Source organism: Bifidobacterium sp. M0307 (genome assembly GCF_016100445.1).
In the GTDB taxonomy this organism is placed as follows: Bacteria; Actinomycetota; Actinomycetes; order Actinomycetales; family Bifidobacteriaceae; genus Bombiscardovia; species Bombiscardovia coryneformis.
The window spans coordinates 511469-537451 of the sequence record NZ_JACFSL010000001.1; the positions used below are offsets into that span (position 1 = coordinate 511469).

Annotated in this window: 21 protein-coding genes, 1 other RNA gene and 2 pseudogenes; 18 read left to right on the top strand and 6 right to left on the bottom strand. The window is 60.9% G+C overall.

Features of this window, described 5'->3' with window-relative positions; translation table 11 throughout:
- The first annotated feature begins 155 nt into the window (after positions 1 to 155).
- Complete coding sequence (locus H3V08_RS01945; RefSeq protein WP_033489893.1) at positions 156 to 995, top strand: aldo/keto reductase; 840 nt, start codon at positions 156 to 158, stop codon at positions 993 to 995.
- Between the two features lie 95 nt (positions 996 to 1090).
- On the opposite strand, the gene H3V08_RS01950 is transcribed toward H3V08_RS01945, so the two are convergent.
- Positions 1091 to 1840 (bottom strand): GTP pyrophosphokinase, encoded by a 750-nt coding sequence (locus H3V08_RS01950; RefSeq protein WP_420796643.1) that lies wholly within the window; start codon positions 1838 to 1840, stop codon positions 1091 to 1093.
- 136 nt (positions 1841 to 1976) lie between these two features.
- On the opposite strand from H3V08_RS01950, the gene miaB reads away from it, so the two are divergent.
- The 4 genes from miaB to H3V08_RS01970 are packed head-to-tail and all read left to right on the top strand — an operon-like array spanning position 1977 to position 6078.
- On the top strand, positions 1977 to 3404 hold the full coding sequence (gene miaB, locus H3V08_RS01955; RefSeq protein WP_198181431.1) for a tRNA (N6-isopentenyl adenosine(37)-C2)-methylthiotransferase MiaB: 1428 nt from the start codon (positions 1977 to 1979) through the stop codon (positions 3402 to 3404).
- 4 nt (positions 3405 to 3408) lie between these two features.
- A complete protein-coding gene (gene miaA, locus H3V08_RS01960; RefSeq protein ID WP_198181432.1) occupies positions 3409 to 4428 on the top strand; it encodes a tRNA (adenosine(37)-N6)-dimethylallyltransferase MiaA in 1020 nt (339 codons plus the stop codon).
- Between the two features lie 46 nt (positions 4429 to 4474).
- Positions 4475 to 5014 carry a MerR family transcriptional regulator gene (locus H3V08_RS01965; protein ID WP_198181433.1) on the top strand — a complete coding sequence of 180 codons (540 nt, stop codon included), beginning with the start codon at positions 4475 to 4477 and terminating at the stop codon, positions 5012 to 5014.
- Entirely contained in the window at positions 5011 to 6078 is a 1068-nt protein-coding gene (locus H3V08_RS01970) for an alcohol dehydrogenase catalytic domain-containing protein (protein WP_198181434.1), read from the top strand. The genes H3V08_RS01965 and H3V08_RS01970 overlap by 4 nt, the downstream gene beginning before the upstream one ends.
- Before the next feature lie 98 nt (positions 6079 to 6176).
- Here the strand turns inward: H3V08_RS01970 and H3V08_RS01975 are convergent, their stop codons facing one another.
- A complete protein-coding gene (locus tag H3V08_RS01975; protein ID WP_198181435.1) occupies positions 6177 to 6890 on the bottom strand; it encodes a Fic/DOC family protein in 714 nt (237 codons plus the stop codon).
- A gap of 119 nt (positions 6891 to 7009) precedes the next feature.
- Between H3V08_RS01975 and H3V08_RS01980 the strand changes: the two genes are divergently transcribed.
- From H3V08_RS01980 to H3V08_RS02010, 7 genes are all read left to right on the top strand, one after another.
- Positions 7010 to 9784 (top strand): DNA translocase FtsK, encoded by a 2775-nt coding sequence (locus tag H3V08_RS01980; protein WP_198181436.1) that lies wholly within the window; start codon positions 7010 to 7012, stop codon positions 9782 to 9784.
- 106 nt (positions 9785 to 9890) lie between these two features.
- Entirely contained in the window at positions 9891 to 10526 is a 636-nt protein-coding gene (pgsA, locus tag H3V08_RS01985; RefSeq protein ID WP_033489903.1) for a CDP-diacylglycerol--glycerol-3-phosphate 3-phosphatidyltransferase, read from the top strand.
- A gap of 94 nt (positions 10527 to 10620) precedes the next feature.
- Positions 10621 to 11175 carry a CinA family protein gene (locus H3V08_RS01990; protein WP_198182085.1) on the top strand — a complete coding sequence of 185 codons (555 nt, stop codon included), beginning with the start codon at positions 10621 to 10623 and terminating at the stop codon, positions 11173 to 11175.
- Between the two features lie 133 nt (positions 11176 to 11308).
- Positions 11309 to 11806 (top strand): helix-turn-helix domain-containing protein, encoded by a 498-nt coding sequence (locus H3V08_RS07475; protein WP_232340259.1) that lies wholly within the window; start codon positions 11309 to 11311, stop codon positions 11804 to 11806.
- A gap of 221 nt (positions 11807 to 12027) precedes the next feature.
- A complete protein-coding gene (locus H3V08_RS02000; RefSeq protein ID WP_045921758.1) occupies positions 12028 to 12261 on the top strand; it encodes a DUF3046 domain-containing protein in 234 nt (77 codons plus the stop codon).
- A gap of 180 nt (positions 12262 to 12441) precedes the next feature.
- On the top strand, positions 12442 to 13617 hold the full coding sequence (gene recA / locus H3V08_RS02005) for a recombinase RecA (RefSeq protein WP_198181437.1): 1176 nt from the start codon (positions 12442 to 12444) through the stop codon (positions 13615 to 13617).
- A 3-nt stretch (positions 13618 to 13620) separates the two neighbouring features.
- Positions 13621 to 14343: a regulatory protein RecX gene (locus H3V08_RS02010; RefSeq protein WP_198181438.1), complete on the top strand. Its 723-nt coding sequence runs from the start codon at positions 13621 to 13623 to the stop codon at positions 14341 to 14343.
- A 93-nt stretch (positions 14344 to 14436) separates the two neighbouring features.
- Here the strand turns inward: H3V08_RS02010 and rnpB are convergent.
- Positions 14437 to 14808: RNase P RNA component class A (gene rnpB / locus H3V08_RS02015), an RNA gene on the bottom strand.
- Positions 14809 to 15057: 249 nt separating this feature from the next.
- Here rnpB and hpf point away from each other — a divergent pair.
- The 4 genes and pseudogenes from hpf to trpD all read left to right on the top strand — a co-directional run bounded on the left by hpf (position 15058) and on the right by trpD (position 20216).
- Positions 15058 to 15723 carry a ribosome hibernation-promoting factor, HPF/YfiA family gene (gene hpf / locus H3V08_RS02020; RefSeq protein WP_198181439.1) on the top strand — a complete coding sequence of 222 codons (666 nt, stop codon included), beginning with the start codon at positions 15058 to 15060 and terminating at the stop codon, positions 15721 to 15723.
- Between the two features lie 280 nt (positions 15724 to 16003).
- Positions 16004 to 18494, top strand: a pseudogene (secA, locus tag H3V08_RS02025) (preprotein translocase subunit SecA); the annotation flags it as partial.
- 233 nt (positions 18495 to 18727) lie between these two features.
- Positions 18728 to 18913: pseudogene (locus H3V08_RS07635) on the top strand (SEC-C metal-binding domain-containing protein); the annotation flags it as partial.
- 229 nt (positions 18914 to 19142) lie between these two features.
- Positions 19143 to 20216: an anthranilate phosphoribosyltransferase gene (trpD, locus tag H3V08_RS02030; protein WP_198181441.1), complete on the top strand. Its 1074-nt coding sequence runs from the start codon at positions 19143 to 19145 to the stop codon at positions 20214 to 20216.
- A gap of 22 nt (positions 20217 to 20238) precedes the next feature.
- On the opposite strand, the gene H3V08_RS02035 is transcribed toward trpD, so the two are convergent.
- Positions 20239 to 20784, bottom strand: a complete 546-nt coding sequence (locus tag H3V08_RS02035; protein WP_198181442.1) for a hypothetical protein — start codon at positions 20782 to 20784, stop codon at positions 20239 to 20241.
- Between the two features lie 48 nt (positions 20785 to 20832).
- Between H3V08_RS02035 and H3V08_RS02040 the strand changes: the two genes are divergently transcribed.
- Positions 20833 to 21522 (top strand): lysophospholipid acyltransferase family protein, encoded by a 690-nt coding sequence (locus H3V08_RS02040; protein WP_033489917.1) that lies wholly within the window; start codon positions 20833 to 20835, stop codon positions 21520 to 21522.
- Between the two features lie 37 nt (positions 21523 to 21559).
- On the opposite strand, the gene H3V08_RS02045 is transcribed toward H3V08_RS02040, so the two are convergent.
- Both H3V08_RS02045 and H3V08_RS02050 read right to left on the bottom strand, forming a co-directional pair.
- Entirely contained in the window at positions 21560 to 23809 is a 2250-nt protein-coding gene (locus H3V08_RS02045) for a Stk1 family PASTA domain-containing Ser/Thr kinase (protein WP_198181443.1), read from the bottom strand.
- Between the two features lie 49 nt (positions 23810 to 23858).
- Positions 23859 to 25070: a polyprenyl synthetase family protein gene (locus tag H3V08_RS02050; protein ID WP_198181444.1), complete on the bottom strand. Its 1212-nt coding sequence runs from the start codon at positions 25068 to 25070 to the stop codon at positions 23859 to 23861.
- Positions 25071 to 25277: 207 nt separating this feature from the next.
- On the opposite strand from H3V08_RS02050, the gene H3V08_RS02055 reads away from it, so the two are divergent.
- Positions 25278 to 25976 (top strand): hypothetical protein, encoded by a 699-nt coding sequence (locus tag H3V08_RS02055; RefSeq protein WP_198181445.1) that lies wholly within the window; start codon positions 25278 to 25280, stop codon positions 25974 to 25976.
- The last annotated feature ends 7 nt before the right edge of the window (positions 25977 to 25983 follow it).

Consider the following 25983-nt stretch of genomic DNA (forward strand, 5'->3'; position numbering starts at 1 on the left):
GCCTAGTGTGGAAGGCTCTGAGCATCGGGGTGTCGGGCGCAAACATCGGTGACTAAGGGAAGACCAACTTTCGGAGATTCGTTTTCCTGGGGCTTTCCGCCAGGCCTACGATGAGAATAAGGCCATAACGGGCAACCGATCAAGGAGCAGACCATATGACTGAAAACGTCACCGACACTACATTGACCATGAATAACGGGGTTCAGATTCCACAGCTGGGACTGGGTGTCTTCCAGACCCCGGACGGAAAGGCGACCAGTCAGGCGGTCACCTGGGCACTGCAGGCAGGCTACCGCCACATCGACACAGCCATGATTTACGGCAATGAGGAGTCCGTTGGTCAGGGCTTACGCGATTCCGGGCTGAAACGCCGCGATGTCTTCCTGACCACCAAGCTCTGGAACGATGACATCCGGTCCGGTCGGGCCAAAGAGGCTTTCGAGGAGAGTCTGGACAGGCTGGGCACCGACTATGTTGACCTGTATCTGATTCACTGGCCGGCCCAGGGGTGGCAGCAGGCATGGCAGGACATGGAAGAGCTGTACAGGCAGCGGCGTGTCCGGGCAATCGGGGTCTGCAACTTCCAGCAGCACCATCTGGAGGAGCTTCATTCCATCAGTTCCACCAAGCCTGCCGTGAATCAGATTGAGTCCTCGCCCCAGTTCGTGAACCAGGAACTGATCGACTATTGCCACGGTGAACTCAGGATCGATGTGGAAGCATACAGTCCCCTCGGCGGCACCGGCGGCTCCGTGCTCTCTGATCCAAGGCTCGAGTCCATCAGCAGGAAGGTCGGCAGGTCTCCGGCACAGGTCGTTCTCAGGTGGCACATACAGCGTGGGCTGGTCGTCATTCCCAAATCCACCCATCAGGAGCGGATCGAGCAGAATGCCCAGGTATTCGATTTCACCCTGGATGAGGACGACATGAAGGCCATCTCAGCTATGGACTCCGGCATCCGTGCCGGTGCGGACCCGGATAACTTCGACTTCTGATTCAGGAGGACCGGGCTCGGAGACACGCTCTCCGCCCGGTCCCGGATTCGGTGCTTCCGGACACATGCGGACGGGCCTGCCAAGGATGGGCTGGTTCAGTTTCCGTCGAAACCTGTATCGAATCCGTTGGCAAGATTGGACTTGGCCGCACGGATGGTGGCATCGTCCGACTCCTGTTCCTGCGGTGATCCCGAGATGTCGCGGTGGATGGACTGCATTTGTACCTCTATGTTCTGCAGGGACCGAGAGCAATCCAGCAGTGTCTGGGAGTGCTCAGCCAGGCGGTTGTCCGGCAGATCCGACTTGTACCGGAGCTGGTGCTCAAGAGAGGCCCAGTAATCCATGGCGATCGTTCTGAATTGCACCTCGACCGGGGTGTAGTGGGGGCCTGAGGTCAAAAAGACCGGCACGGCATAGATGACATGGAGGGACCTGTATCCGTTCTGCTTGGGGTTGCGGATGTAGTCCTTGACCCGGAGCACCTGGATGTCGGACTGGTCCGAGAGGTAGCGGGAGACCGAATAGACGTCATCGCGGTAGTTGCAGATGACCCTGACCCCGGCCACATCGAAGATATGGTCACGAACGGACTCGATCGAAACCGGCAGGTCCTTACGGTGGAGCTTGCCTATCAGGGAATCCACGCTCTTCAGTCTGCGCTCCATGTGGTGGATGGGGTTGTGGCTGAACCTGACCTGGAATTCGGTGTCGAGTACATCCAGTTTGGTTGAAATCTCATACATGGCACCTTCATAGGTCTGCATGAGGTTGACGAATTCAACGATATCGTCCTTGCTCAGTCTGGGGCGTTCCTTTTCGTCAAGGTCCGAAAGGCGTTGCCTCATTTCGGATGCGCTCATGGTGCTGTTCCGGTCGAGTATCACGCAAACCTCCCAAGCAGTCCTTGAATAGGAACACCCCAATGGTACGCACATGCCGTGATGGTTTCCTGGACGTCGTCTGTGGATACAATCAGGGCTTATGAGGACAGGACAGAGCGTGGAACCCTCCAAGGTCATGGACGGGGGAGTGACCGATCGTGGCGTCTACTATGTGCATACCTTGGGATGCCAGATGAACGAGCACGATTCCGAACGCATCGCCGGGGTCCTGGAGGCCCAGGGCTACAGGCCGGCCAGCCTTGAGCAGGTGGAACGCCGTGAGGTGGACGTGATGGTGCTCAACACCTGTGCAGTGCGAGACAATGCCACACAGCGGATGTATGGGACCATAGGGCGTTGGCGCCGCTTCAAGCAGCACAAGCCCGACACCCGAATCGCCGTGGGTGGGTGCATGGCCCAGAAGGACAGGGACCGGATCGCGGAAACGGCCCCCTGGGTCGATGCGGTATTCGGAACCAAGAACATCGGCGCTTTGCCTGGATTGCTTGCGAAGGCCGAGGAGACGGAGCGCTCCCAGGTGGAGGTCGTGGATGACCTCACGGTCTTTCCCAGCCAGTTGCCGACGGTGCGTGCCTCGCGCTCGCAGGCCTGGGTCTCCATTTCCGTCGGTTGCAACAACACCTGCACCTTCTGCATCGTTCCTGCCGTACGTGGCCGGGAGCGGGACCGGTCCATGGATGACGTCCTGGGGGAGATTCGGCGCTGTGTCGACGGAGGGGCGCGCCAGGTCACCCTCCTCGGACAGAATGTCAACTCTTACGGATGGTCTGTGGGCGACAGGTTCGCCTTCTCCAAGTTGCTCAGGGCTTGTGGACGGATCGAAGGGCTTGAACGGGTCAGGTTCACCTCGCCCCATCCGGCTGCATTCACCGATGATGTGATTCTGGCCATGGCTCAGACGCCCAACGTCATGCATCAGCTGCACATGCCTCTCCAGTCAGGGTCCGATCGGGTTTTGAGGGCCATGCGCCGCTCATACAGGTCCGGGCGCTTCCTGTCCATCCTTGACAAGGTCCGCCAGGTCATGCCCGATGCTCAGATCAGCACCGACATCATCGTCGGATTCCCGGGTGAGACCGAGGAGGATTTTCAGGAGACCATGCGGGTGGTGGAAGAGGCTCGATTCTCATCCGCCTTCATCTTCGAGTACTCGCCCAGGCCAGGAACCCCTGCCGCGGGGATGGAGCAGTTGCCTAGGGAGATCGTTCATGACAGGTTCGAACGTCTCCAGTCCCTTCAGGAGTCAATCACCCAGGAGCAGATGCGTGGCTTTGTGGGCAGGCAGGTGGAGGTCCTGATTGAAGGAGGCCACGGTCGCCACGATCGGACCACCCATAGGCTGACCGGGCGCGAGCGGACGGGTGTCCTGGTTCATGTCGGCAGGCCTCAGGGGTTCCCGGAGCCCAAGGTCGGAGACCTGGTCACCTGCACCGTTACGGATTGCGGTCCCCACTACCTTGTTGCCGACCCCGATCCGGAAGCCGGGCAGGTCTATGAAGTCAGGTGAGGGAATGGACGGCGGGGTACCCCGCATCGTTTCCATCGTTGGTCCTACCGCCTCTGGCAAGACGGGTCTGGGTGTGGCCCTTGCCCTGGCCCTGCGCCAACGAGGTGAACAGGCCGAGATCATCAATGCCGATGCCTACCAGATGTACCGGGGGATGGATGTGGGTACGGCCAAACCCACGGTCGAGGAACGTGCCGCCGTACCCCACCATCTGGTCGATGTGATCGAACCCCGGGAAACCATGAGCGTGGCCCGATTCCAGGAGATGGCCAGGGGCCTGATAGACGATTTGCGGGAGCGCGGTGTCAGGCCCATCCTGGTGGGTGGTTCGGGTCTCTATACCCGTGCCGTCCTCGATGATCTGTCCTTCCCCGGGACCGACCAGGCTGTCCGGTCCCGCATCGAGGAGCGGGCGGAGAACGAGGGTGCCGGTCTGCTGTTCAAAGAGCTGGAGGAGAAGGACCCCCGGGCGGCGGCTCGGATGGACCCACGAAACGTGCGGCGCACGGTCCGGGCCCTTGAGGTCATGGAGATTACAGGTCGTCCCTATTCCGCCACCCTGCCCCGGTACCGTTACCTCCTGCCGGCTGTCCAGATCGGTCTGGACCTGGACCGGGAGGAGCTGGACAGACGTATAGATGCCAGGACCGAAGCCATGCGCCGCAACGACCTGGTGGGTGAGGTCCGTCGGCTTCGCGACAATCTGGGTACCACTGCAGCCCGTGCACTTGGGTACCCCCAGGTGGAGGACTACCTTGATGGACGCACCGATCTTGATGGAGCCTTCTCCCTGATAGCCCAGAAGACAAAGCGTCTGGCCCGAAAGCAGATGGGGTGGTTCGGGCGTGACCCCAGGATTCACTGGTTGAATGCCCTGGCACCCGATCTGATCCGTCGGGCATTGGACCTGGTGGACCAGGCGGACAATGGCGATTTCGACGGAGCCGACCGTGAGGCGGACCAGGACGAAGGCCTTTACGGTACCCGGCATCCTCTGGGTTCTCTGGACGGGGAATCCATCTGACTCCCAGTGTTGACTTCAAGTGCTTGAAGTTCATAGGGTGGCGAATATGACAAGCACCACGGAAGTTGAACCACCATCGGGCGCTCCTCGGTGGTACACGATTCGACAGACCTCCCTGATGACGGGCCTACCGGAGTCCACGCTCAGATACTACGAGTCCATCGGCATGATTCCGCCCATCGCCAGGGATCCCTCCAGTGGTCACCGCTCTTATAACGACGGTGATATCGACCTGTTGCTGACGGTCTCCTGCCTCAGCGCCACGGGCATGTCGCTGGAGAACATGAAGGAGTATCTGGCCAACCAGAGCCACGGTTCCGAGCGGGCCGGGCGGCAGATGGAATTGATGGCCGAACAGGGTCGTCGTCTGGATACGGAGATTGAGCGCCTTCAGGCGCAACGTCGCTATGTTGAGGTCAAGGTCCGGTACTGGCAGCACATCCGAGACCATGATGAGCATGGCGCGGCACAGATTCTCGACCAGGGCTCCTCCATCATCGAGGCGGCCCGGTGCAGTGTGGTCAAAAAGGCAAACATGGAACGGCCGGTCGACGATAAGCCGGCAGAAGGGGGAAGGCAATCATGAAGGCTGTGATGTTCGAGGGGGCCGGCGCTGACGGTCTAGTGGTCAGGGATGTTCCGAAGCCGGAGATTCAGGAGCCGTCCGATGTGGTGGTCCGTGTTGTTCGGGCCTGTGTCTGCGGTTCGGACCTCTGGTACTACCGTGGGCTGACCACCATCGCCCCCGGCAGCACCCTCGGGCATGAGGCCATAGGCGTCGTCGAAGAGGTCGGCGACCAGGTCGCCACTGTCCGTAAGGGGGATTTCGTCATCGTTCCCTTCCCCTTCAGTTGCGGCCGCTGCTCGATCTGCAAGGCAGGATTCGAGTCGGCCTGTCCCAACGGCGGGTTCTTCGGGGGCGAGCCGGGGATGGGGGCCCAGGCCGAGTATCTGCGTGTGCCCCAGGCTGACGGGACCCTGGTGGTGGTTCCGGGTGGAGTGGAACGTGCGCGCGGTTTCTCCGAAGAGATGCTGGCATCCCTGTTGACCCTTTCCGACGTGATGGCCACCGGGTACCACGCAGCGGTAAGTGCCGAGGTGGGGCAGGGCGATACGGTCGTTGTCATCGGCGATGGTGCCGTGGGCCTCTGTGCGGTTCTGTCCGCCGGCCTGCGCGGGGCTGGCAGGGTGGTGGTCATGAGTCGCCATGAGGACAGGCAGGAGTTGGCCAAGATCTTCGGTGCCACCGATATCATTGCCGAGCGTGGCGATGAGGGTGTGCGTCGTGTCATGGAGTTGACCGGCGGGTATGGTGCCGATGCCGTCCTGGAATGCGTGGGTACCAAGGAATCCAACGAGAGCGCTTTCGCCATGGCCCGTCCTGGTGCCATCGTGGGCAGGGTGGGGGTTCCCCATGGGGTGACCATCCCCGCGCAGGAGACCTTCTACCGCAACATCGGTGTGCGTGGTGGCCCTGCCACGGTGCGCACCTATGACGTGAACGGGCTTCTGGACCGGGTCCTTGAAGGGAAAATCAATCCGGGACGTGTCTTTACGGCAGACTTCGGACTGGAGCAGATTCATGACGCCTACCGGGTCATGGACCAGCGCAGGGCAATCAAATCCCTGCTCAAGGTCAGTGAGGTCTGACCCGATTACCGAATTGCCGTGTCCCGGCGGCCTGTGCCCGTCTACCTGTTTCCGCGACTGTCTGCGCATGTGTGTCGTGGGTAGGTCCGACCAGGAAATCAGTGGGCGGGTCCCTGATCCCAACCGGCGATGAGGAATATCCTGGTCGGGTTGACCGGCCTGATGATGGTGGCGAAGAGAGACCTGAGTCCTGATATGTCACCCAGGTATGCCCGGTGGGTGGCCTCCTGATAGGTATGGCGGTCCACCGAGCCCCAGTCCAGATCCCATCCGGCATCATGGGCCAGGCGGGATGCGAAGATGCGCAGGGTCATGGCGTTGCCCCTGTCAAAGGGGTGAAGGAAGCCCAGCTCGTCGTAGTAGTAGGCCAGCCTGTCGACGAAATCCGGCCTGTCCATGCTGGTCAGGTTCCGCTCTGCGGCCAGACCACCACCGATGCTTGCGGCTCCCTGGTTCAGGAGGCCGGCGGGGAAATAGCCTTCCGGCTGTGGTGAAGCCTCATCGGCGGCGCGCAGGCGACCTGCCCAGGGGCCGAGCCGTCCGAAGAGGCGGGTGTGGATGGCCCTGAGCTCTTCCAGGTCGCAGGTGCGCGCCCAAGGTCGGCGGCAGACCAGGATGGTTGCAATGAAGACGGTGTCGGTGGCAATATCCGTGGTTTGGCTGCCGGTCTGTGTAATCAGGGTATCGTCGTCGATGTTTCCCGCTGAATATGCTGCCGCTATACCCATGGCATGCGTACTGGGTCTCACTCCGTCAATAAGAAGGTTGCGGCGGGCGAAGGCGATTGCGCTCTCGCGTTCGGCGGGTGTCATGCCACCGATGCTAGTACCGCCCGTCCTGCCTCGCCACCGGGTGACCCGTCTGAATTCTTTGTGGACGCTGGCCGGACCTCATGCAGCGGGGTGGGGTATTGGGTAGTCTGAAAGGCGTTATGACACGAAAGCAAGACACAGACAGGAAGGGCCGGTCCGGGTCGTCGAAGTCCGGAGGCACCAAGAGCGCAGGCCGGTCATCAGGGTCGAATCAACCCCAGGAAGCCTTATGGCACAAGGTCTTGCTTGCCTTGCCCAGGGGGATTGGCTCCCTGATTCGCGGCCAGACCGGTGATGAGTATGATCCGGCATATCGCAAGGATGGCATCTGCTTCATTCTGGTCATCCTGGCCGTGTTCTTCTGCGCCAGCGAGTGGTTCCGTGTCGATGGATTCCTGGGGCGCGGTCTGCACGTGGTGGCTGCCGGATCCCTGGGGTTGTGCAGCGTCATTCTGCCTGTGGTCCTTCTTATCGTGGCCTACCGGCTGGTACGGTACTCCGGTCATGAATCCGGCAACATCCATGTGGTCGGCGGCCTTTTCGTCCTCCTCTGGTCGGTCTGCTCGATTCTGGACGTCATCATGGTTTCGGACCAGCGCGGTTTTGACTTCCAGGCGGTCACAGCCTCCGGCGGCCTGCTTGGTTTTGCCTTGGGGTCGCCGCTGGCCTGGGGCCTTTCCAAGACCTTCGCGGCCATTTTCTTCGTCATCGTGGCCATCTTTGCCCTACTGTTGATTTTCCAGGTTCACGTCAGGGACATCTTCGACTGGGTCCATGCCTTTTCCGATGGGAAGGGTGAGACCGCTTCGGACGAGGCGGAGGACCAGGCCTATCCCAACGAGGTCAGATTCGACGATGGCACGCTGGACATGGCTCCGGGCGTCCCCACCCATGACGGGCGCGGTCAGGATGGCGAAGACGACAAGGCATCCGCCGGGGGAAACTGGTTCCAGCGCCTCTTCCGTCGTAGGAAGTCTGGCGGGGATGATGACCGCCTTGAGCACTACGAGGCCGATGATCCCTTTACTCAGGCGGCCAATCTACCTGACGGCACCGATGGTGACCCCTATGGGGCATCGGCTGAAGCCGATTACCCCGAGATGGGCGGTATGCCAATGAACGGGGAAACCGCCGATGAAACGGATCCATCGGATCATGATGGTGATTCCGGTATCGATTCCTCCACAAGGCCGATGCAGGTGAGTCCTGCTGCCCTGTCCGGGGTGGGGGCCTCGGACCCTTGGGCTGCTGCGGCTGCCGCAGCCGATACCGTTCAGTTCGGTAAGGTCGAGTCGCAGGCCGTTTCGGATGGGGAGGATTCCCCGGAGGAGCCGGACAGTTCGGCCGAGCCGACCGACGAATCCCGTCCCTATGTTCTGCCCAGTCCCGACCTGCTCTCCAAGGGGAAGCCCCATGCGGTCAGGACCCAGGCCAACGACAACGTCATCAAGGCCCTGCAATCCACTTTCCGCCAGTTCGACATCGATGCCAAGGTGGTGGGTTTCCTGCGCGGCCCCTCCGTCACCCAGTATGAGGTTGAGCTGGGCCCGGGTGTCAAGGTCGAAAAGGTCACCAATCTTCAGCGCAACATTGCATACGCTGTTGCCAGTTCCGATGTGCGGATACTCTCTCCCATACCCGGCAAGTCGGCCATCGGCATTGAGATTCCCAACGTGGACCGTGAGATTGTCCATCTGGGTGACGTCCTGCGTTCGGACCAGGCCAGGAGTGATGACAATCCGATGATGACGGCCGTGGGCAAGGACGTCGAGGGGCATTATGTTACGGCTGATCTGACCAAGATGCCCCACCTTCTGGTGGCAGGTGCCACCGGCTCAGGCAAGTCCAGCTTCATCAACTCCATGCTCGTCTCGCTGATTATGAGGGCCGCCCCGGAGCAGGTCCGCCTCATCATGGTCGACCCCAAACGTGTCGAACTCAGCGCCTATGCGGGTATTCCCCATCTGCTGACACCGATCATCACCGACCCCAAAAAGGCTGCCCAGGCCCTGGAGTGGGTGGTCAAGGAGATGGATGCCCGGTACGACGACCTCCAGTTCTTCGGCTTCCGCCATGTCAAGGACTTCAACAAGGCGGTACGTGAAGGCAAGGTCCATGCCCCGGCCGGATCCAACCGGAAGGTGGCGTCGTACCCATACCTGGTCGTGGTGGTGGACGAGATGGCCGACCTGATGATGGTCGCCAAGAATGATGTGGAGAGTTCCATCCAGCGCATCACCCAGCTGGCACGTGCGGCCGGTGTCCACCTGATTCTGGCCACCCAGCGCCCTTCGGTCGACGTAGTGACCGGTCTTATCAAGGCCAACATCCCATCCCGTCTGGCCTTCGCCACCTCGTCCTCCACGGATTCCCGGGTCATCCTGGATGCCACCGGGGCCGAGACCCTGATTGGTCAAGGTGACGCCCTCTTCCTGCCCATGGGTCAGGCCAAACCGACCCGCGTCCAGGGTGCCTGGGTCTCCGAGTCCGAAATCCGCAGGGCTGTCGACTATGTGCGCACCCAACGCAAGCCCCACTACCGCGAGGACATCGAGAAGATGGCTGATACGGCGGAGAAGAAGAGCGAGATCCAGGAGGAGATCGGCGACGATATGGACGAGCTCCTTCAGGCTGCGGAGTTGGTGGTGACCACCCAATTCGGCTCCACCTCCATGCTTCAGCGCAAGCTCCGCGTGGGCTTTGCCAGGGCCGGCCGACTCATGGATCTTCTGGAGTCCAGGGGAATCGTCGGACCCTCCGAAGGGTCCAAGGCACGGGAGGTGCTGATACAACCATCCCAGCTTCAGGAGGCCCTGGCCTTCATCAGAGGCGACCAGGCGGCCATCGGTCCGGCCCAGACCGATTCCGAGGGCGATGGGCAAGCGGATGGCTGAACTTAAACCAGGTCAGGCATGGAGTGGTCTACCGTTAGGATGGCACTACAGCATGGCACTGGGACGCGTGCAAGGTTATGAAACGAGCTGTGAATAAGGAGTGGTAATGCAGGAGCATGCCGAGTCTACGACCTCTGGAGGGAAGCACTCGCTTCTCGACGGGTGGAACAGCCCTCCCAACCTGGTTACCTATACCCGGATTCTGCTGGTCATCGTCTTCATCATCCTCGACATCATGGCAGGTGACTGGGGGCAGGCCGATATGGGGCTGCGCTGGACTGCAGCGGTACTCTTCATCATTGCCGCTTCGACCGATAAACTCGATGGCTGGATGGCTCGCCGCTATAACCAGGTCACCGAGCTGGGCAAGCTGATGGATCCCATAGCCGACAAGCTCCTGGTCTGTTCCGCCTTGATCATCGCCGCCCTCCACCATGAAATCTGGTGGTGGGTCACCATCCTCTTCCTCGTCCGCGAAATCGGCATCACCCTGCTCAGGGTCATGGTGGTCAACAAGCGGGGGACGGTCATCGCCGCCTCCAATTCAGGCAAGTACAAGACCCTCTTCCAGTGTCTGGGTCTGGGGATGCTGATGGTGCCCCTGGGGTCGTCCTGGTCCTGGTATCTGCCCATCACGCGGGCGGTCATCATCCTGGCCCTGGTGCTCTGCCTCTATTCGGGTGGAGAGTATCTGGCAGGGGTTTACGGTAGCGGATCGCGGGCGGCCTCTTCCCGTTCATAAAGGACACCGGAGGTATAGTAAGGCGTAGCCCTAGGCTGGTTCGACGTATGGCCCGGCTCTTCCTGGGGCAGCGAGGTGACCGATGAACACTGGAATGCGGGATTGCTGCGATGACCTGGCCGGCAGGGTCATCGACATCTGCCGAGACTCCCGGTTTTACCTGGCTGCGTCCGAGTCGCTGACAGGAGGGCTTTTGGCGGATGCCTTCGTCAGGATTCCCGGTGCCTCCGATGTCTTTCTGGGGTCTTCCGTTACCTATGACATCGCCGCTAAGGCCTCCGTTCTGAGTGTCAATCCGAATCTCCTCAAGATGCATGGTGCAGTCCATCCCCGAGTGGCCGAGGAGATGGCTCTGGGAACGGCCCGTTTATACACCCAGTATGACTACGAGGGCAGGGTCATCGGTATGGCCACCACGGGGGTTGCCGGCCCCGGCCCTGATGGAGACAACCCTGCCGGCTTGGTGTACATCGGGTATGCGCTGCCCAGGCGGCTGATCGAGCCGACGGCCGTCCACCGTGAACTGGTCGACGATTACCGGACCCTGTCCTATGAGCTTCACCTGGAAGGCGACCGGGAGCAGGTCAGAAAGGGAACGGTCATGCGGGTGCTTGATAGACTGAACAAGACTCTGATGCTCTATACGTGACCTTGGTCACAGATATCGCCGTCCGGTTCATCCGCTGGAATAATCCCCCGGTGCGCCGGTTGGTTCTTGTGTAATGGAATACAACAAGCAGGAAGTTGCGAAAGGGGCTGCAATGGCCAGCACCGAGACCGTGATGACGAGGAATGATACGAGGTATGACGCCAAGCCGGCAGCGTCGGCGACGGAGTGCAATGCCCGCGTTCGTGATCTGACCCCTGCACAGCGCCGGGCTGTGGTTTTCGCCCAGCAGCAGGTGGTCAAAGCCCGGGCCGCCAAGAAGGCCAAGGAAGAACGCCAGGCCAGCCTGAACAAGATGTGGATGGAAGAAGACGGTATGGAGGCGGGTAGGCAGCGCGCCTCTTCGGCAAAGGAGACCCAGACGGTTTCGCACACGGTTTCCCTACGTGAGGCACTGGGGCACGTGTTGCGTGAGCTTCGCACCAATGATCACAAGACCCTGCGCGAGGTAAGCGAAAAGGCAGGTGTCTCGTTGGGGTACCTGTCCGAGGTGGAACGAGGCCAGAAGGAGGCCAGTTCCGAGTTGCTCAGCTCCATCGCCGAGGCCCTAGGTCTGGGTGTTCCCCAGACCCTGCGTATGGTTGCCGACTACCTGGAATCGACCCAGGAGTGAACTCCAGGATTGTTGACTGACAGATCCAGTCGGCTTGCTGCTGGCCTGCCGTAGTGAATCGACCCGGCTGTATTTCTGCTCTGTACTGATTCGGGTTGGCTTGAGGATTGTCCAATATGAGTGTGGCGTCCGGTCCGTAAGGTCCGGGCGCCATTCCATGTTTCCGGGGTTGTTCGCCTTGGTCCCGGGGCTGGAAGAAAGTTGAAGCGGAGGTGGTCTTTGTGCGTGAACGGGAGTTCTGGCAACTCTTGGAGGAGGTCTTCGGCCGTGTCTATGGGCGCAGCCTGGCTCGGGACCAGCGGCTGGATCGACTGGACTCCATGACTGTGGTGGAGGCGCTCGGCGAAGGGGTGGAGCCCCGTGTGGTCTGGAACGTTCTCTGTGACCAGATGGAGATTCCCGATTCGCGCCGGTGGGGAAGGGACCACAACGCCCCGCCAATGCCGGCCGTCTGATTGGATCCGGTTCCCCCGTCAAAGAGGTTTCGAACATTTGTTCGCATGGCAGGTTATACTGTGATACAGATGATTCGGGTGTCATCTGCTCGTTCGACCACATTGGTCGGGATCTCCTCCCGGGAGATTTGAGACGGATAGCATGAGGTTCGTAAGGACGTTATGGAAAAGGAGAGCCATATGGCACGACAGAGCAACAGTGGCAAGGCGAAGAAGGAGCAGGAGGACGGAATCGATCCCCGTCGTCAGGCAGCCTTGAACACCGCCCTCGCACAGGTTGAGAAGAACTTCGGCAAGGGTTCGGCCATGCGCCTGGGAGACAAGCCCGCCCAGGATGTCGAGGTCATTCCCACCGGCTCCCTGGCTCTTGACATGGCTCTTGGCATCGGGGGGCTGCCCCGTGGGCGCATCGTGGAGATATACGGTCCCGAATCCTCCGGCAAGACAACCCTGGCACTGCACGCAGTGGCCAATTCCCAGGCCAACGGGGGAGTGGCGGCCTTCATTGATGCCGAGCACGCCCTGGATCCTGAATATGCCCGGAAGTTGGGCGTCGATACCGACTCCCTGATTGTTTCCCAGCCTGACAATGGCGAGCAGGCCCTTGAGATTGCGGACATGCTGATTCGTTCCGGCGCCTTGGACATCATCGTCATCGACTCGGTGGCCGCCCTGGTCCCTAAGGCCGAAATCGAAGGCGATATGGGCGACAGCCACGTCGGTCTCCAGGCCAGGCTGATGAGCCAGGCCCTGCGTAAGATGACGGGTGCCCTGTCCCAGGCCAATACCACGGCCATCTTCATCAACCAGCTCAGAGAGAAGATCGGAGTCTTCTTCGGCAGCCCGGAGACCACCACGGGTGGTAAGGCGCTGAAGTTCTATTCCTCTGTTCGTCTCGATATCCGTCGCATTCAGACCCTGAAGAACGGGGACGAGGCAGTCGGCAACAGGACCAAGGTCAAGGTGGTCAAGAACAAGATGGCTCCGCCCTTCAAGATTGCGGAGTTCGACATTCTGTACGGTGAGGGCATCTCCGAAGAGGGCTCGGTTCTTGACATGGCCTTGGAGACCAATATCATCAAGAAGTCCGGATCCTGGTTCACCTATGAGGGCGATCAGCTGGGTCAGGGACGAGAGAATGTCCGTCAGTTCCTTAAGGATAATCCTGGTCTGACCAAGGAAATTGAAGATAAGGTCAAGGCCGCTTTCGGACTCGCGACCGAGCCCAAGGGGGACGAACAATCCGTGGACGGAGGCAAGTCCGTGCCTGGTGATGCCGGTTCCTTGACGGCTGCAGGGTCAGCAGCCAAGGCGGACCCGGGTAAGGGTGCCCCTATGACGGCCCAGGCCGCATGATCGATGATTTCGGCAGAGGACTTCCTTAAGTCCAATCCGATCCGGCTCCCCGAAACAGGGGAGCCGGAACCTGGCGCTCCTGCTCAGGACAGGGACGGAGACAGCAGCGACCAGGGTAATCGTATCGACAGCCAGGAGAGGGGCCGAACCAGATTCAAGCGCAAAGGCAGGCGTGCTTATCCGGTTCATCAGCCCAAGGCTGGAGGCTTTGGTGCCAGCGATATGGCTGCCAAGGAGGTTCGGCCTGATGCGGACAGTGTGGATGCCTGCCGCGAGGCGGCCTTGACCCTGCTGGATGCCTCGGCCCGGTCCAGCGGAACCCTGGCCCGGCGTCTGTCCAACAAGGGGTTTACAGGACCTACCATCGAGCAGGTCATAACCAGACTTACCCAGCTGGGGCTTCTTGATGACCGCAGGTATGCTCAGGACCTCCTCCGCTCGTGCCTCCACCGCACCATGGGGGAGCGAGGCACCCTCAACGAGATGACCCGAAAGGGTCTTGACCGCTCACTGTCGGAGGATGTCATAGCGCGGGCTGCCGAAGAAGGTCTCTTTGTCGACTCGGCCTATGAGCTGGGTCGTAAGGTTGCCAAGCGGACAGAGGGTCTCGCTCCCGACGTCCGCAGGCGTCGCCTCTGGGGTGCCGGTTCCCGGAAAGGACATAACCCATCCCTCCTGACCCAGGTGGCCAATGACCTCCTGGCCGACTCCGATACGGACGTGTGAAAGTCTCGCCCCGTAGGCTTTGATTATCCGGCGGATACGTGATGGGAATGGCCGCAATGGCGGCATGTGTCTGCCGTGTTTCCTGCATGAAGTGGGATGAGACCTCTCATATACCCCGGGTTCTGTCATCCGTCGGAGTCCGACAGGAGGATGGCCATCCATCTCGACCTGACGTTACCGCCAGGCTCTAGCGGCCTACCCGAAGGCGGGACGAGCAGCCCCTAAATGCCTTCTGCTTGGCCTTGCTCCCGATGAGGCTTGCCATGCGACCGCTGTTACCAGCGGCCCGGTGGTCTCTTACACCGCCGTTTCACCCTTACCTGCCCTATGGGCAGGCGGTCTGTTCTCTGTTGCGCTATCTCTCAGGTCGCCCTGGGCGGACGTTATCCGCCATCGTGCTCTATGGAGCCCGGAAGTTCCTCAGCCATTCCCGAGAGGAATGGCCGCGGCCATCGAGAGGTCTCGAGGGGTCAGCTTATCCCACCTGAGGGACCGTCGCCACCCCGGTCCGTCGATTGGAGGGCGGGCAACCTTAGGCAGTAGGTCTCAACGCCAGGAATCGGACCAATGGACTCAGACTACCTACATGCAAATGTGAGCCTGCAATCAGCAATTGACCGCTTCTTTCAGCTACAATCGAAGTGACAGTCGACGGTGACTTTCCCTCACCGTCGCACAAGCGGGTTGACCGCTTACGAGTGCAAGGAGATTCTCATGGAGATCGTCATTACCGGACGTCATACCCAGATCAAGCAGCGGTTCCGTGATGTCGTCGAGAGCAAGATGAATCGTGTAACGGCCATAGCTCCTGATGCTCAGCGTATCCAGGTCAAGCTGACCCATGAAGGCAATCCTCGCCAGGCCGACAGCGCACAGCGGGTTGAGCTGACCGTTCAGGCCGGCAAGACGGTGATTCGTGCTGAGGCTTCCAGCGCCGACGAGTTCAGCGCCTTCGATATGGCGATAGACAAATTGACACAGCGTCTGCGTCGCACACGTGATCGGCGCAAGGACCACCGGCGTGGTCTGGACCATGCCCCCCTGCCGCTCGAAGTGCCGCTTGCGGAGACGCCTCGCCCAGAAGACGTGGCGGCACCGGAACCGGACAATAGTGCACAGGATGCCGTGGCATCCGACCTCGGGCCAGGAGAGGCTGTCGAGGTCCAGGTCGGGGACACCCCGATCGTCATTCGCAGGAAGTTGCACATCGCCGAGCCGATGAGCATCGACGAGGCGCTGTACGAAATGGAGCTGATCGGTCATGACTTCTTCCTCTTCGTCAACAAGGAGACCAACCGACCCTCCGTCGTCTACCGCAGGCACGGGTGGAGTTACGGCGTCTTTGAGATTGACACCCCCGAGCATGTCGGCAGGGAGTGAGCTGTAGCGATTGTCGGCCCGCCGGTCCCGGACGGATGGATAGGAAGTCCTGGTCGGCGGGTTTTTCATGTCCTCTGCAAGGGGTCTCCGACGGCCATGGAAACGAAGTGGGGACAGGGGCTCTGAGGGTGGTTTGCGGGTACCCTGCCGATGCCGTGCCGAGGCTGACGCAGGTCGCATGGTGAAAATCTGTGCGTTCGCGTAATATGGTGGAAGTCTGGGCCTCCGTCGGCTCATGATGGTGTGACGGGGGATTGAAAGAACGTATAGGGAGCGCAACGTGGTAGCAGTCTTGGACAAGGTCCTTCGTATGGGTGAAGGACGGCAGATCCGTAAACTTCAGGGAGTCGCCGACGCGACAAACGCCCTGGAGGACAAGATCTCCGCCATGGATGACGAAGAACTGAAGGGCCAGACGGCGAAGTTCAGGGAGCGCCTGGACAATGGTGAGTCCCTTGATTCGTTGATGCCCGAGGCCTTCGCGACCGTACGTGAAGTTTCCAAGAGGACCCTCGGACAGCGTCACTTCGATGTCCAGCTCATGGGTGGGGCCGCCCTGCACTGGGGAAATATCGCCGAGATGAAGACAGGCGAAGGAAAGACCCTGGTTGCCACCCTTCCCAGCTATCTGAATGCCCTGGAGGGCAAGGGTGTCCACGTGGTCACGGTCAATGACTACCTGGCCTCCTATCAGAGCGAGCTCATGGGTCGCATCTTCCGCTTCCTGGGCATGAGTGTCGGCTGCATCATCACCGACCAGAAGCCCGCGGAGCGTCGCAAGCAGTATGAGGCCGACATCACCTATGGAACCAACAATGAGTTCGGTTTCGATTATCTGCGCGACAACATGGCCTGGGACAAGGCCGACCTGGTCCAGCGTGGGCACCACTTCGCCATCGTGGACGAGGTTGACTCCATCCTGATTGATGAGGCCCGTACCCCGCTGATCATCTCCGGCCCTGCCGATGGTGATGTGACCCGTTGGTACCGGCAGTTCGCCAAACTGGCCCCAAGACTGAACCGGGATGAGGATTACGAGGTCGACGAGAAGAAGAAGGTCGTCGGCATCCTGGATCCGGGTATCAGCAAGGTTGAGGACTATCTGGGCATCGACAACCTCTATGAGCCCGGCAACACAGCCCTGATTGGTTACCTGAACAACGCCATCAAAGCCAAGGAGCTCTTCCTGCGCGACCGCGACTATGTGGTCCAGCGCGGCGAGGTCCTGATTGTCGATGAGCACACAGGCCGTCTGCTCAATGGGCGTCGCTACAACGAGGGTCTTCATCAGGCCATCGAAGCCAAGGAAGGCGTCGAGGTCAAGGCCGAGAACCAGACCTTCGCCACCATCACCCTGCAGAACTACTTCCGCATGTACGACAAGTTGGCGGGCATGACCGGTACGGCCGAGACCGAGGCAGCCGAGTTCATGAACACCTATAAGCTGGGTGTGCTCCCGATTCCCACCAACAAGCCGATGATCCGCAAGGACCGGGACGACCTGATCTACCGTTCCAAGAAGGAGAAGCTGGCCGCCATCGTCAAGGATGTGGCCAAGCGTCATGCCAAGGGGCAGCCGGTCCTGTTGGGCACCGCCTCCGTGGAGTCTTCCGAGGTGGTCTCCTCCCTGCTCGACGTGGCCGGAATCGACCACCAGGTGCTCAACGCCAAGCAGCACGCACGTGAGGCCTCGGTTGTTGCAGTGGCTGGACGCAAGGGCGCCGTGACCGTGGCTACGAACATGGCCGGTCGTGGTACCGATATCATGCTGGGCGGCAATGTGGAGTTCCTGGCCGACCAGCAGCTCAAGGAGCAGGGATACTCACCGGATGACACCCCGGAGGAGTATGAGAAGCTCTGGCCCCAGACCCTTGACAAGGTCAAGGAACAGGTGAAGGACGAGCACGAGGAGGTCGTCGATCTCGGCGGACTCTATGTACTCGGCACCGAGCGCCATGAGTCCCGGAGAATCGATAACCAGCTGCGTGGTCGTTCCGGCCGTCAGGGAGACCCGGGTGAGTCCCGCTTCTACCTGAGCCTGGAGGACGACCTCATGCGGCTCTTCAACACCCAGCTGGTGGCCAGGGTCATGTCCTCCGGATTGCCCGAGGGTGAGCCCATCGAGTCCAAGAGCGTTTCCAAGGGTGTGCGTAACGCCCAGAAGTCGGTCGAGTCCCGCAACTACGAGATTCGCAAGAACGTGTTGAAGTATGACGATGTCATGAACAAGCAGCGCAAGGTCATCTATGCCGAGCGTCAGGCGGTTCTCCAGGGCGAGGACATCCATGATGATGTCATGCGCTTCATCAAGGAGACCATCGAGTCCTACATTCGGGGTGCTCAGAAGGGGTCCGACAAGCCCAAGGACTGGGATGCCGATGGGCTCTGGAAGGCTCTTGGCTCGGTCTATCCGATTACCCTGGACCAGGACGAGACCATGAAGTCCCTGGAAGGCAGCAAGGGCGACAAGGCCGTCAAGGCCCTCTTGACGGAGGTCCTCGATGATGCTGAAGGCATCTACCGTGAACGCGAGGAGGAGCTGGGCGAAAAGGGCACCCGCCAGCTTGAGCGCCAGGTTGTCCTCTCCGTGCTCGACAGCAAGTGGCGTGAGCATCTCTACGAGATGGACTACCTCAAGGACGGTATCGGCCTGCGTGGTATGGGTCAGCGCGATCCTCTGGTCGAGTACCAGCGCGAGGGCTATCAGATGTACAACTCCATGATTGATGCCATCAAGGAGGAGAGCGTTCAGCTCCTCTTCAATGTGGACCTGGCCCAGATTGCCGCCAGCCAGGAGGCTGAGGAGTTGGCCCGGAAGCAGGAATCCGAACAGGAAGGCGAAGACCTGACTGAGCAGGATGCCGAGGAGGACGCTTCCGAGGAGGTCAGCTATACGGCCCCCCAGGATCCCGATACCGCGGATGAGGATGCGGAAATCGACGAGGTGGACGGTCAGAAGTCCGGCAATGAGGATCTGTCCGACCAGGACGAACGAGGCTCTGCCGTGGTTGGTCCGGAGCCTCTGAGCCATGCCGATGGCAAGGTCCCTGTCAACAAGCGTCCCAAGGCCGAGGAGGAGCACTCTCCCTGGTCGGACGGCAGGACCTTCCCCGGTACCTCCAAGAACGCCCCCTGCCCATGTGGTTCGGGTCGTAAATACAAGATGTGCCACGGACAGAACGAAATGTGAAGTGCCCTAGGTACTGTTACTGAATTCAGGACCTGTGGTCGAATCGGGAATCCTCCGTGGGCTCCTGGTTTGATTGGCGGCCATCGCCCATAAGGGCGGTGGTCGTTTTCCATATGCCGGTCGTGGGGTGACCATCATTCGGGACGGTCCTGCACGGGAGTGAGGGCGGGGGAGTAAACCTGGAGCAAACAGGGATGCTTCACGCCCCAGATCAAAGGAAAGAGTCATCATGCGGCCACTTACCTGGAAATCCATCCTGAACTCGCTGGTGTCCAGACGACACCTGAGCGCGGATGAGACCGAGTGGTACATGAACGACCTGATGGATGGGAGCGCCGACCCGGTTCAGGTGGGTGCAGTCCTGTCCATGCAGTCGGCTTTGGGGCTGACCAGCCAGGAGGTTGAAGGGGCGGCCAGGGCCATGGTGGGGCATGCGGTGCCTCTGAAGGTCAGTGGTGACGTGACTGACATTGTCGGTACGGGCGGCGATGGGGCGGCAACGGTCAACCTGTCGACCATGGGTGCCATCGTCGCCGCTGCGGCAGGGGTCAGGATCGTCAAGCACGGGAACAGGGCCGCTTCCAGCAAGAGTGGTACAGCCGACTGCCTGGAGCAGCTTGGTCTCCCGTTGGACCTGAAGCCACGTGATGTGGCCAATATGGCTGATAGGTTCGGCATCACCTTCGCCTTTGCCAAGACCTTCCATCCCGCCATGCGCTTTGTGGGCCCAGTCCGCTCGGCTCTGGGCATTCCGACCGTTTTCAACCTGCTTGGCCCCCTGACCAATCCGGCCCAGCCAAGCCATGTGGCCATCGGCTGCGCCCAACGCCAACTCAGCCCCATGATGGCCCAGGTCTATGCATCTCGGGGGCAGGAGGGGATGGTCTACACATCGGCGGAAGGTCTTGACGAGATGGCCCCGACCGGTCCGGTCTCCATCTGGGAGATTCGACGGGGACAGGTGGAGGAGAGGACCTTCGATCCGACTCGTGAATTGGGAATCGACCCCGTCGATATCAATGACCTGCGCGGCGGTGATCCCGCCTTCAACGCCGGCGTTGTCAGGGACTTCCTTGCAGGAAAGCCGGTTCCCTCACGTTCCACGGCCCTGCTCAATGCGGCATCCGCCATCGTGGCGGACGGATCGCTAATCAATGCGGGCCCCGGGGCCGATCTGACCTCCCGCTTTGCCCAGGCCTATCACCTGGCAGAGGAGGCTGTGGACCAGGGCAGGGCCGCCAGCCTGCTTGCGTCCTGGGTGGAAGGGGCCCGGGCGGCAAGGTCCCGCTACGAGCAGGACTGATGTGCGTGAAGGGTCTTTGACATCAACGCCGGTACAGACGTTCGTCGTCATCGAAGAGGCCGCTTGAGGACTGACGGAAGCTCTTCCTGTCGATGATGAGTCCAGAGATTCCGATTAACAGAAGTAGGCCAGCCAGGATGCCTGTCAGTCGGGACCATCCGGGAATGAGTAAGGTCAGGAAAAAGCAGACCAGGCCCAAAACGGTCATGATGATGTAAACGATTCTGCTTCTGCCGAGGTCGCTCAGATCGGGATCGGGCGGGGTGAAGGTCGACGACCCGTCCATGACCTCATCGGTGTCGAGCCAGCTGCTACCCCGGAAATCACGTGGACCGGCACCGCCGACAAATGAGCCCTGCCTGAGATCCTCTGCCTTCAGAGCCGCCTTCTTCTCGGACTTCCGAGCCTTTTTCTCGAACTTCCTTGCCGTCCTGGATGACTCCAGTGAATTCAACTCGTCTGCATGTGAGTTCAGGAAGTGCTCCCACTCCCCGTTCTCCTGTGCGGACCCGGTTCCCTCATCGCTGTTATACTGTTCCCCGGCGTTGTTATTCTTGTGCTCGGTCATGTAACCATCGTAACCTCGGCGGAACGCATCCGCTACCAAGGAGGCCTTGTGCTGTATTGGTTCTTCGTCAAACTGCTTGGTCCGTTGGCCCGTACCTGGTTCGGGCCGACCGTCGAAGGTGCGGGGAACATTCCCAAGGATGGGGCCGTGATCATCGCCTCCAACCACCTGGCCGTAATCGACGATGCCCTCCTGCCCATCACTTGCCCGAGGATGATTCACTTCATGGGCAAGGCCGAGTATTTCAATGGCAAGGGATTCAAGGGCAGATTCAAGAAGTGGTGGTTCAGCTCGGTCGGGGTGTTCCCCGTTGACAGGTCGGGTGGTTCCAAATCGCTGGGAGCCATGGAAACCGCGCGTTCCATCCTTGAGCACGGGCATATCTTTGGTATTCACCCGGAGGGTACGCGCAGCCCTGACGGTCGGCTGTACAGGGGGCACACCGGGGTGGCGCGTCTCGCTTTCGAGACCGGGACGACCGTGGTTCCCGCAGCCATCATAGGTACCAGGGAACTTCAGGAGCCTGGTCGTGTGCTTCCTCACCGGGGCAGGACAAAGGTCATCTTCGGCAAGCCCATTCCCGTGCCCTACACTCCCGTCAACAGTCTCACCCATGAAGAGGTCCGTAACCTGACCGATCGGATCATGCAGGAGATTCAGGAGATGAGCGGGCAGCGGTATGTGGATGTATATGCCCAGGTCATCAAGGCGCATCAGGCGAAGAAGGAGCTCGACTGACGTTCCGGTCTGCCGAAGGATGCCTGCGGGCAGGTCATCAGACCACGGTCAGGGTCACCACTGCCGGTGAGCCATCATCATTGACCACCTTGACCTGACTGCCTGGTTCGGGGTCCTGGATTCGCACGGTATGGGTCAGGTTGCCCAGGGGTGCGGAGATGTTGACCTTGAGCCCGTAGCCTTCCAGAATCCTGGTGGCCTCGTCCTGGCTTTTTCCTTTGACATCAGGCATGGAGATGGCCTGCGGTCCCTTGGACACCACCACGTCGACCGTGTCCCCCCAGTGGAGTTGTTCCTGGGCCTGATGGGAGGCGGATACCACCCGGTTGCGGGGCACCTTGTCCGACCAGTCCTCACGGTAGTTGACGGTGAGTCGAAGGGCCTCCAGGGCAGCCTTGGCTTCTTCTCTTGACTTGCCGACGACGTCGGGCATGGCCACCGGCATCTTTCCCTTGGACAGAACCAGGGTGACCTGGGTGTCGTGGCGGGTCCTGGTTCCCGGGGCGGGGTCCACTGAAATCGCCGCTCCCTCGGGTATGTCCATCGAGTACTGATCTTTGGACTGGTCATGGTCTATCCGACTGAACCCAGCTGTTTTCAGGGCCTGCAATGGGTCCTTGCCTTCGGCGGTGTCTGCTGTGAGGAGGTTTTCCGGCACCGTGGCCTCACGGACGCCCTTGGAGACGGTCAGTTTGACTCGACCCATCCTCTTGCTGATGCGGGATCCCACCGTATCAGGATCCGCTGCCATGATGGCGCCTTTGGCCACAGAATCGCTGAAGTCATAAGCAGATTCCATCTCAATGCCGGCGACCTTGAGAGTGCGGGAGTACTTGGCGAAATCTGCACCAATGACCTTGCAGGCCTGGTTTTCAGCGCAGGAAATATCATCAGGCTTGGGGAGGGTGTGATAGCTGCCGGGCCCCATGAAGTACCACCAGGAACCGCCTCCGCCCCCTGCCAGGGCAAGGACGAGGATGACGATGAGTGCGATGATCAGTGCCCGCTTCCCCTTTTTCCTGCTGCCCGACCCTGAGGGGAGCTGCTCCTCGCCTTGGGCCTCTGCCGGCAGTCCTGCATCGCTCTGGAGGCCTGGTGCCAGGGGGTCAGAGCCGATTCGGGTGGTCTCCGACGGGTTCGTGGCTGGGGACGACATGACCTGGGTCTGTTCGGGGTTGACATCGTTCAGGATGTACCTGCGGGTCTCCGCTGAAGTCGCCCTGTCGGTTCCATCCCGTCCGGGCGTTTGCGGGGGCGCCGGCACTGGCGGGGCGGGGGAGACCGGCTGGTCCATATCGGTGGTGGCGTCATGTTTATCGGACTGAGGTAGGGAAGACCCGTCGGCAGTCGCGTCCGATGTCTGCTGGACCCCGTTGGTGCTGTTTGTCGCCTCTGGAGCATGGGGGGCGGGCATGATGAACTGAAGCGCCTGCATGCTCAGCCCATGTTGGACCTGATTCAATTCCTGCAGGGCCTGGGTGGCATCCTTGGGCCTTCCCGCGATGGAGCGACTTGTCAGACGGGTGACCATGTCGGAAACGGCCGGGTCAATGCCTGGGCAGACCTTTGACAAGGCGGGGACATCCTCATGGACGTGCTTGAAGACGATGGTGACGGGGTTCTGGCTGGCGAATGGGACCGTGCCTGTCAGCATCTCATAGGCCATGATTCCGACTGCATAGAGATCGCCCTGGGGGGTGGCCTGGTTGTTCTCGATGGTTTCGGGGGCCAGATATGCGGCTGTTCCCAGGAGCATGCCGGTTGAGGAAAGGGTGGCCTGTGAGGCGGCCCGTGCCAGGCCGAAGTCCGTGATTTCCACGTGGCCCCGGTCGTTGAGGAGGATGTTCTCCGGCTTTATGTCGCGATGGACCACTCCGGCCTGATGCGCCGAGGAGAGGCCATCGAGGATCTCACCCAGGATACGCATGGTCTCCCGCAGGTTGAAGGTCACCTGACGGCCCATCTCCTGGCGCAGGCTGATGCCGTGCACATACTCCATGACCAGGTAGTCCAGTCCCTCGAAAAGCCCGGTGTCGTAGACTTGGACGATATGGGGGTTGGCGATTGCCGCGGCCGACTGGGCCTCGCGGCGGAACCGTTCCTCGAACTGGGCGCGGTGTGGGCCCTGGGCCAACTGCGTATGCATGACCTTGACGGCCACATGGCGGTTCAGCCGTTCATCCAGGGCCTCGTAGACCGTGGCCATTCCACCCTCCGCCACCTTGCGCAGGATGCGGTAGCGGCCGTCGATGATTCGGTCCCTGGTCGTATCTTCCGCTTCACTCATGCTGGTATCGTATGGCCTTCTGGTCGCTGGGGAGGCTGGTTCGGCCTCCTTATCCGTCAATTCCATGCCTATGATACCCGGGAGTCGCGGCATCGGGCATGAAACGGCGGCAGGCCCGCTCGATGATGGAGCCCTGCCTGTCATCCAGTGACAACTCTCGGCACAGGTTGGCTATTTCCTCATAGACCGAACTGGTCAGACGATCCATACGGTTCCGGCTTTTCTCCACAGCCCCGCTGGTCTCCATCAGGCGTCGGACCCATGCCACCTGATCCGGTGTGCGTTGGGGTGCCCTGTAGGCCGCCCTGAGCCTTTCGGCCTCATCCGGAGAGGCCATTGAGAGGGTATCGGCAAGGAGCACGGTCCGCTTCCCCTCCAGGATGTCCCCTCCCTGGGGTTTGCCGGTTTGACCGCTGCGGCCCTCCACATCGAGGAGGTCGTCTCGCAACTGGAAGAGGAGGCCGAGATGGAGGCCGAGATCATAGGCCAGAGCACGGGTGCGGTCCGGGTCGATGCCGCCTGCCATCAGTCCCAGGGCAAGGGGTGCCATGGTCGTATAGGAGGCTGTTTTCCATCCCATGGTCCTGAATGCCTCACGACGCAGCTGTTCGGGATCATCCAAGGGCATGATTTCCATGCCCATATCGAGGACCTGCCCGGTTTCCACAGCGGTCTGCATGCCGAGGAAGGTCCGGAGGATGCTCTCGCCCGATGGGAGGGAGGCGGACGCCCTGGAGACCAGATCGGAGCTGGAGGTGGACAGCAGGTCTCCCAGAAGGATGCCCAGCCCACGCCCCCTGGCTGCTGTCGCTTCTGAACTTCGACCGGCACCGAGGTGGTCCTGACGCATCGGATTTCCGAGGCCTGTTCGTTCAGGGTTCTCCTCGGGGCCTGTCAGGTTCGACAGGACCATATGGGAGGACGGTTTGCCGCGGCGAAGGGGGGAGTTGTCGATGATGTCGTCATGGACCAGGGCACTGGTCTGGTAGACCTCCAGCGCGCAGGCCAGATCGATGACTGCCTGGTCGGTGTTCTCTTCGCCTGCTCCGATCGCCCGATAGGTGTCCCAGAGCAGGAGTGCCCTCAGTCGTTTGCCGCCCCGGCCCGCCCGGCCGGCCTCGTCCCACACGGCATTCAAGGCCTGTATCGGGGTCGGGATGCCGTCTGCGCCCGTTTCCGGCTCGCCGAGGTGGTCCTGCCGACAGGCCTCGACCAGTTCGCTCATCCGCTGTTCGATGGTCTCAGGTGTGAGGGTTTCCATGGATATGAGCCTATCCGCAGACGTCCCCATGGGTCAGGCTCTTCTCAGGGCAGATGGGGTGTGCCCACATTCGACCACACCGTCTGTGAGGCATGTGCCTCATGGGACATCGATGACAGGCTTGTGTCACGAAGCCAAGTGGTTCGGGTGGTTCCGGTCGTTCTCCCGTGTGCCACCAGCAGATCAACAGGTCGGGAGGTACCGGGAATGACAGGAGTCAATCAAGACGGGGCGCGGTTCGAGGTCATGGGGGCTGATGGGACTCTGACGGCCTCCCAGGAGAAGTCGATCCTGGAGAAGTACCGGGCGGACAGGCGGGAGTCGGGGGTTGCGGAAGCCGATAAGGCATGGTTGCAGTCCCCGCTCAGTGCCTGGTCCCGGGCCTTGGAACAAGCCGGAGAGTCAGAATGTGGCGGCCCGGGGAAACAGGCGGAAGCCCCGACTTCGGATCGGTGCATGTCCCTGGCTCAGATGGCGGTCCTGGCGGTCCTGATTGGTGAAACCCTGCCCATCCGTGACGGGTTGATTGCTTCCTTGATATGCGGAAAGGGCAATCTGGACTGTCCCAGACTCCTGGACCTGTGTGTACATCCCCACGAGGCCGACAACGTCACCCTGCTCTGCGATATCCTCGACTCGGCATTCAAGGATGGCGATTCACGTCCGGACCTTCCCCGGTGCAGGGCGGGACTGGCCCTGCTGGACCGCATGGCGGGGATCATGCGCCGGGGGCATAAGGCCCAATCCCATGCGGTGGCCGCCTATACCCTCTGGTGGATGGGTGGTGATGGGGCTGCGAGCAAGGCGGAGGAGGCCCTTGCCGATGATGCCCAGTGCAGTCTGGCGGCCATCGTGCTCAACCTGACGGTTCACTCGATTCTGCCGGCTTGGAAGGAATTCGGCTGAATCGGGA

Coding starts and splice junctions, on each gene's coding strand:
- H3V08_RS01945 (WP_033489893.1), top strand. CDS start 156: ATGACTGAAAACGTCACCGACACTACATTGACCATGAATAACGGGGTT.
- H3V08_RS01950 (WP_420796643.1), bottom strand. CDS start 1,840: ATGAGGCAACGCCTTTCGGACCTTGACGAAAAGGAACGCCCCAGACTG.
- miaB (WP_198181431.1), top strand. CDS start 1,977: ATGAGGACAGGACAGAGCGTGGAACCCTCCAAGGTCATGGACGGGGGA.
- miaA (WP_198181432.1), top strand. CDS start 3,409: ATGGACGGCGGGGTACCCCGCATCGTTTCCATCGTTGGTCCTACCGCC.
- H3V08_RS01965 (WP_198181433.1), top strand. CDS start 4,475: ATGACAAGCACCACGGAAGTTGAACCACCATCGGGCGCTCCTCGGTGG.
- H3V08_RS01970 (WP_198181434.1), top strand. CDS start 5,011: ATGAAGGCTGTGATGTTCGAGGGGGCCGGCGCTGACGGTCTAGTGGTC.
- H3V08_RS01975 (WP_198181435.1), bottom strand. CDS start 6,890: ATGACACCCGCCGAACGCGAGAGCGCAATCGCCTTCGCCCGCCGCAAC.
- H3V08_RS01980 (WP_198181436.1), top strand. CDS start 7,010: ATGACACGAAAGCAAGACACAGACAGGAAGGGCCGGTCCGGGTCGTCG.
- pgsA (WP_033489903.1), top strand. CDS start 9,891: ATGCAGGAGCATGCCGAGTCTACGACCTCTGGAGGGAAGCACTCGCTT.
- H3V08_RS01990 (WP_198182085.1), top strand. CDS start 10,621: ATGCGGGATTGCTGCGATGACCTGGCCGGCAGGGTCATCGACATCTGC.
- H3V08_RS07475 (WP_232340259.1), top strand. CDS start 11,309: ATGACGAGGAATGATACGAGGTATGACGCCAAGCCGGCAGCGTCGGCG.
- recA (WP_198181437.1), top strand. CDS start 12,442: ATGGCACGACAGAGCAACAGTGGCAAGGCGAAGAAGGAGCAGGAGGAC.
- H3V08_RS02010 (WP_198181438.1), top strand. CDS start 13,621: ATGATTTCGGCAGAGGACTTCCTTAAGTCCAATCCGATCCGGCTCCCC.
- hpf (WP_198181439.1), top strand. CDS start 15,058: ATGGAGATCGTCATTACCGGACGTCATACCCAGATCAAGCAGCGGTTC.
- trpD (WP_198181441.1), top strand. CDS start 19,143: ATGCGGCCACTTACCTGGAAATCCATCCTGAACTCGCTGGTGTCCAGA.
- H3V08_RS02035 (WP_198181442.1), bottom strand. CDS start 20,784: ATGACCGAGCACAAGAATAACAACGCCGGGGAACAGTATAACAGCGAT.
- H3V08_RS02045 (WP_198181443.1), bottom strand. CDS start 23,809: ATGAGTGAAGCGGAAGATACGACCAGGGACCGAATCATCGACGGCCGC.
- H3V08_RS02050 (WP_198181444.1), bottom strand. CDS start 25,070: ATGGAAACCCTCACACCTGAGACCATCGAACAGCGGATGAGCGAACTG.
- H3V08_RS02055 (WP_198181445.1), top strand. CDS start 25,278: ATGACAGGAGTCAATCAAGACGGGGCGCGGTTCGAGGTCATGGGGGCT.